The organism is Candidatus Thermoplasmatota archaeon (genome assembly GCA_030018475.1).
Classification (GTDB): Archaea; Thermoplasmatota; JASEFT01; order JASEFT01; family JASEFT01; genus JASEFT01.
Genome location: JASEFT010000071.1, coordinates 1 through 4,619 on the forward strand (window position 1 = coordinate 1; position 4,619 = coordinate 4,619).

At 38.0% G+C, this 4,619-nt stretch carries 10 protein-coding genes; 3 read left to right on the forward strand and 7 right to left on the reverse strand.

Going from position 1 to position 4,619, the window contains the following annotated elements:
• From QMD21_07170 to QMD21_07180, 3 genes are all read left to right on the forward strand, one after another.
• Positions 1-402 (forward strand): hypothetical protein (locus QMD21_07170; GenBank protein MDI6856541.1); only part of this gene is annotated, 402 nt, incomplete at its 5' end.
• A 67-nt stretch (positions 403-469) separates the two neighbouring features.
• The gene (locus QMD21_07175) at positions 470-673 is read left to right on the forward strand and encodes a hypothetical protein (GenBank protein MDI6856542.1); all 204 of its coding nucleotides are present in this window, start codon (positions 470-472) and stop codon (positions 671-673) included.
• Positions 674-1,063, forward strand: coding sequence for a PIN domain-containing protein (locus QMD21_07180; GenBank protein MDI6856543.1), 390 nt, complete (start codon positions 674-676; stop codon positions 1,061-1,063).
• Between the two features lie 66 nt (positions 1,064-1,129).
• Here the strand turns inward: QMD21_07180 and QMD21_07185 are convergent, their stop codons facing one another.
• The 7 genes from QMD21_07185 to QMD21_07215 form a co-directional block, all read right to left on the reverse strand.
• A complete protein-coding gene (locus tag QMD21_07185) occupies positions 1,130-1,303 on the reverse strand; it encodes a hypothetical protein (protein MDI6856544.1) in 174 nt (57 codons plus the stop codon).
• 76 nt (positions 1,304-1,379) lie between these two features.
• Positions 1,380-1,715, reverse strand: a complete 336-nt coding sequence (locus tag QMD21_07190; protein MDI6856545.1) for a ribbon-helix-helix domain-containing protein — start codon at positions 1,713-1,715, stop codon at positions 1,380-1,382.
• Positions 1,716-1,782: 67 nt separating this feature from the next.
• Complete coding sequence (locus QMD21_07195) at positions 1,783-2,031, reverse strand: hypothetical protein (GenBank protein MDI6856546.1); 249 nt, start codon at positions 2,029-2,031, stop codon at positions 1,783-1,785.
• Positions 2,032-2,092: 61 nt separating this feature from the next.
• Positions 2,093-2,593, reverse strand: coding sequence for a THUMP domain-containing protein (locus tag QMD21_07200; GenBank protein MDI6856547.1), 501 nt, complete (start codon positions 2,591-2,593; stop codon positions 2,093-2,095).
• On the reverse strand, positions 2,594-2,887 hold the full coding sequence (rpl12p, locus tag QMD21_07205; protein MDI6856548.1) for a 50S ribosomal protein P1: 294 nt from the start codon (positions 2,885-2,887) through the stop codon (positions 2,594-2,596).
• A gap of 8 nt (positions 2,888-2,895) precedes the next feature.
• Complete coding sequence (locus tag QMD21_07210; GenBank protein MDI6856549.1) at positions 2,896-3,750, reverse strand: 50S ribosomal protein L10; 855 nt, start codon at positions 3,748-3,750, stop codon at positions 2,896-2,898.
• 7 nt (positions 3,751-3,757) lie between these two features.
• The gene (locus QMD21_07215; GenBank protein ID MDI6856550.1) at positions 3,758-4,384 is read right to left on the reverse strand and encodes a 50S ribosomal protein L1; all 627 of its coding nucleotides are present in this window, start codon (positions 4,382-4,384) and stop codon (positions 3,758-3,760) included.
• Positions 4,385-4,619 lie beyond the last annotated feature (235 nt).

The following is a 4,619-nucleotide window of genomic DNA, read 5'->3' on the forward strand; positions in this document are numbered from 1 at the left end:
CAGCCAATACTATCAAACATCACAATATCCCCAAAAACAGGCACTCCAGATACAGAATTCACGTTCAGAATAACCTACTCAGATGCGGATGGCGACGAGCCCGCTTATATAAGGATAGTAATTGATAATGTGGCTTATAACATGACAAAGGTTGAGGGCTATTACGTTACTGGCGCTATCTATGAGTATAAAACAAAACTCAGCGCTGGAAAGCATGAGTATAAATTTGAGTGTGATGATGGCTCTGGTGAGATAACAAGTTTTACAAGCACAACTACAGAAACACTAAATGTTGAAGAAAAACCTATTCATTACTTAATTTACTTGATAATTGCGCTAATAGTTTTGATAATAATTATAGTCTCAATTGCTGCTTGGCTCAAGAAGAAAAAGCAGAAATAAAAATGGTGGCATATCAATCTTTTAGAAACTCTTATATTAAACGAGATTTATAACAATAAACAGGAGTATGGTAACGATAGAGTCGGTTTACGAAGAGTTAAATTCTGTAAAGAAAGAGCTTAATGAGCTAAAAAATATGCTGATTAAAATTGCACGCCCACCTTTGCATAGAAAAATCGTATCACTTAAAGGTTTGCTGAAAGGAATCTCAGTTAAAGATGAAGATATTAAGGAAGCAAAGAAATCTTTGTTTAAGAATGCGGGTAGCTAAATGTTCTACGTTACAGATACACACCCTCTTCTCTGGTATTTAACTGATGATGAAAGATTAAGCTCTTCTGCAAAAGAAATTTTCGATAGAGCTGAGAAAGGAGAAGAAACTATTATAGTGCCGACAATAGTGCTTGCAGAATCTTTTTACACAACCAAAAAATATCATATGGACATTAAATTTCGTGAGGTTCTAGATAGATTAGAAACAGGCTGGAATTATCAGCCGTATCCGTTAGATCTAGAAATTATCAAAGCTATACAAAATTTAGATAAATTGCCTGAGTTACATGACAAGATAATTGTTGCTACTGCACGAAAGCTAGAGGCGAAATTAATAACTAAAGATGAGAAGATCGCAAGCGCTCAATATGTAGAAATCGTTTGGTAAGCGCATTTTCAATCACCGTTTGGCTCAAGAAGAAGTCGAAATCCACATAACCCAGCTAGTAGTAATTCATATACCTTTAAAGCGCTGGTAAATTTTACTTCTTTTTTCGATATAGAGAATATCGAGCAAGTTTTCCTTTCTTCTCCAATCGATAAGCGCTCTATATTTTCCTACTCTCAATTTGAAGAAATCTGTATCTTCCAGTGTTTCAAGAAAGTGCTCTGGGGTTTGTTTTGCCATCTCAATTTTTTCTATAACCCTAGCGGCAACCTAAGAGGGAAGTTTTTCAACTTGCTTGTAAGCCTTCTTTCGCCATCTAACTTCGAGGGGCATGTTTCAGCTTTTTTACAACTTCTTCATGATGGATGAATTCCCCTTCTTCCATTTCTTTCCTTGCTGCAGTTAGCTCAGCAAGTATCTCAGGCCTAACTCTTTCTTCAAACATTCTTCTGATGGCTTCTCTTATAAATTCTGACTTGCTGGAATACTTTCCTCTCTTCACTTCTCGCTCTACTAGCTGTATAAGTTTTTTTGTAAGTCTCACATTCACAGTTTCCATAGTATTGCGTATGTAATATACTTCTCTGTGCGTTGTCAGCGCTAATAAAGATTTATTTAATCTAGATAGTCTTGATAATAATTGCAGTTTCAATTGCTGTTTACATTAAGAAGAAAAAGCAAAAATCCACATAACCTTTAAAAACAAAATTTTTCTATGATTATTTTGAAGTAGCTGCGGCGAGCATCTCCTTCTGCTCCTCATGCAGCTGGCGCACGTGTGCTTTCATATCTTTGCTTATATCTCTGAGCTCTTTAACAACAGGCTCTGTATTTTTAATGATTATTTTTGTATCTCTGCATATTGCTTTGATATCTTTGGAAGTCCGAAATGAGATTATGGTAAGGATCACTCCTATCGCGGTAATAATGATTCCGAACACTGTTGCTAGGATTATTAAATCGTTCATGCCGATCCCCTAATTAAGTAACTTCTTAGTGGCATATTAATTTGCTGCCGCCCAATTCTATTCATTCTGCACTCCAGCTCTTTCTGTAAATCCCAAGTAGAGTTTTCGGTCCAAGCACTTCCGCAACTATAGCAATATCAGGGTTCTTTAAATTCACTGCAGGCTTTTTATTATATTTCTTTTCAAGCTCTTCATAGATAGTTCCTCCCACATCATACTCAAACTCGGGAGTTGGCTTCTCTATTTTATGTTTGCCTCTTTTATGCACTCTAAAACAGAAACTTTCGTTCTCTTTTATTTGCTCAAGTGCATGAAAAACAGCTCTCTCCTTAATTATACCCTCTTCACTCTCTACTTCTTCAAACACGGCTACAACTCTGCCAATATCGTAAGGGTATTTCCGGGCTACTTCGTGCGCAACTTCAAAAATATCTCTATCGCTCTCTACTTCGACAACGCTTCTAAAACCTGTAGATTTAGGCTCTAATCCAATTTCTCGCAGAGCGTTCTTTAAAGATCCTTCTCTATAGAGATCTCTTGCAGTAACTATAAGCTTTCCCATTTAGCCGAACAGAGCGCCAAGCCCTTCAGCAGCCTCTTCTTCGCTAACTTTCTTCTCTTCTTTTTTACCCTTCTCTGCAGGCGCAGCCTGTACTTGTGCTTGCACTACAGGTGGCGCAATTGCTGGCGCAGAAATCAGCTCTTCTATATTTACACCTTCTAAAGATGTGACCAGGGCTTTTACTCTTGCGCTATCAATTTCTATACCAGCTGATTTTAGTACCGATGTTAGGCTTTTGTCATCTATCTTTTTTCCTGCAGAGTGGAGTAACAGTGCTGCATATATGTATTCCATTTTTTATTTCACCTCGCTTCTTTTGTTCTCGCCTCCACTCCTAAAGCTTGAGTATAGGCTTTTTGAATTAAGTACTTGACAACAGTTCTCTCGAAAATACTTGCATTAATGCCCAAGCTCAAAGCTTTTTGATAAGCTTTTAGAATAAGTAAAGGGGTAGTAAGTTTAGTTGGATAAAATATATTCAAAGCCAGGTTAAATGAATTTGTAATAGCTTTGTGGAAATCTTCCTTTAATCTCGTTTCATCTAGAGCGAGCGCTTCAGGGCCAAAGACGAAGCCGTCTTCATACACAGCTCTCAGATCAAGTCCTGCAGTAAACGGAAATATTTCCAGTCTAGCGAGTGCGCGAGCTAGCTCCTCAGAAACGAGCTCGCCTTTTTTTGCTACTACTTTATCATTTCTTATTACTACCTTACCTTTTTCTATAGTGGCAGGTATTCCAGCTTTCTGCAGCTCGCTGACTATGGGTCCGGGCTTGAAGCTAGTCTCGCCACCTTTAACTAGAAGATCGTTGGGCAAAATATCGTTGGGTTTAGCAGGCATTGCAATTCTTGTAGCTTTAGTTTCTTTAGCTAGTTTAAATGGATTTAGAGTAGTTGTAACCACAGCGCACTGACCTTGAATATACGATTTTAAAGAGTTAATACCGGGCTTAGAACTTGCAATTTCATCGAGTGCTTTAGCCACTAAAATATTCTTTGCAACTTTTAACTTTATTTCTCCTCTCAGCTTTCTCTTTATCTTCTGGAGTTGCGAAGCAGGTAAACGCTCAATGTTTGCGATACCAACTGTTTGAGAATTTGAGATTAGCGTAGCAAGCTCTTTGAGCTCCTGCTCTTTTCTAGCTCTTGTCTTTGCCATTTTTTCCTCATACAATTCTTACCGATTTACCCATCGTTGTTTTAACATAAACAGATCCTATATTAAGCTTGCCCCTCTCAAGGCCTTCTTCAAGTTTTTTTAATACTGTCTCTATATTTTCAGCCAAATCTTCTGAGGACATATCTTTAGTTCCCACAGGCACATGGAGCGTTTTGCTCTCTTTTGATTTTATTCTTACAGTTGATTTTAAATTGTTGACTATAGCTACAGGATCTGCTAACGGTGAAATTGGCTTAGGCATTTTTCCTCTAGGGCCTAGCACAGTTCCTAACTTCTTGCCTATTGTAGGCATGAGCGAGGCGTCTGCAAGAAAGAAATCGTACTCTTCGGCAAGCGCTTTAGCAGCTTTTTTATCGCTAAGTTTATCAAGCTCTTCAGGTGAAATAACTCTGGTATAAGGCTTAGCTTTAACTGCAAGCTCTCCAGCTCCAAAAAGCGCTACTTTTATATCTTTGCCTCTTCCTTTGGGGAGCGCTAGCTCTAGATCTATCCTATTCTTAGGGTTAGAAAGGTCTATGTCTTTGAGATTAACTGCTAGCTCTACACTCTCTTTGAAATTCCTTTTACCACCTTCTAAAGCTTCTTTAACTGCATTAATAATCTTCTCTTCCATTTAACACCTGTGATGCTTTGCGAACTTCTGAGAGTAGCTATCCTATAGGTATTCTCTGGTAATGAGATGCTAATTTATAAAGGTTTCTAGAACTCAGTACTTATCCGAAATCGGTTGGTGGACGATAGATATAAGATTTAGCTATCCACATCCCTCTCTTAGCTCTATTAAAACTAGAGCGGGATGGGATATGTTTAAAGATTGTCGGAATTGGAAAATTGAAAACGAAAAGTAT

Excerpts from the sequence above, each read along its gene's own strand:
- QMD21_07175 (MDI6856542.1), top strand. The coding sequence starts at position 470 with ATGGTAACGATAGAGTCGGTTTACGAAGAGTTAAATTCTGTAAAGAAA.
- QMD21_07180 (MDI6856543.1), top strand. The coding sequence starts at position 674 with ATGTTCTACGTTACAGATACACACCCTCTTCTCTGGTATTTAACTGAT.
- QMD21_07185 (MDI6856544.1), bottom strand. The coding sequence starts at position 1,303 with ATGGCAAAACAAACCCCAGAGCACTTTCTTGAAACACTGGAAGATACA.
- QMD21_07195 (MDI6856546.1), bottom strand. The coding sequence starts at position 2,031 with ATGAACGATTTAATAATCCTAGCAACAGTGTTCGGAATCATTATTACC.
- QMD21_07200 (MDI6856547.1), bottom strand. The coding sequence starts at position 2,593 with ATGGGAAAGCTTATAGTTACTGCAAGAGATCTCTATAGAGAAGGATCT.
- rpl12p (MDI6856548.1), bottom strand. The coding sequence starts at position 2,887 with ATGGAATACATATATGCAGCACTGTTACTCCACTCTGCAGGAAAAAAG.
- QMD21_07210 (MDI6856549.1), bottom strand. The coding sequence starts at position 3,750 with ATGGCAAAGACAAGAGCTAGAAAAGAGCAGGAGCTCAAAGAGCTTGCT.
- QMD21_07215 (MDI6856550.1), bottom strand. The coding sequence starts at position 4,384 with ATGGAAGAGAAGATTATTAATGCAGTTAAAGAAGCTTTAGAAGGTGGT.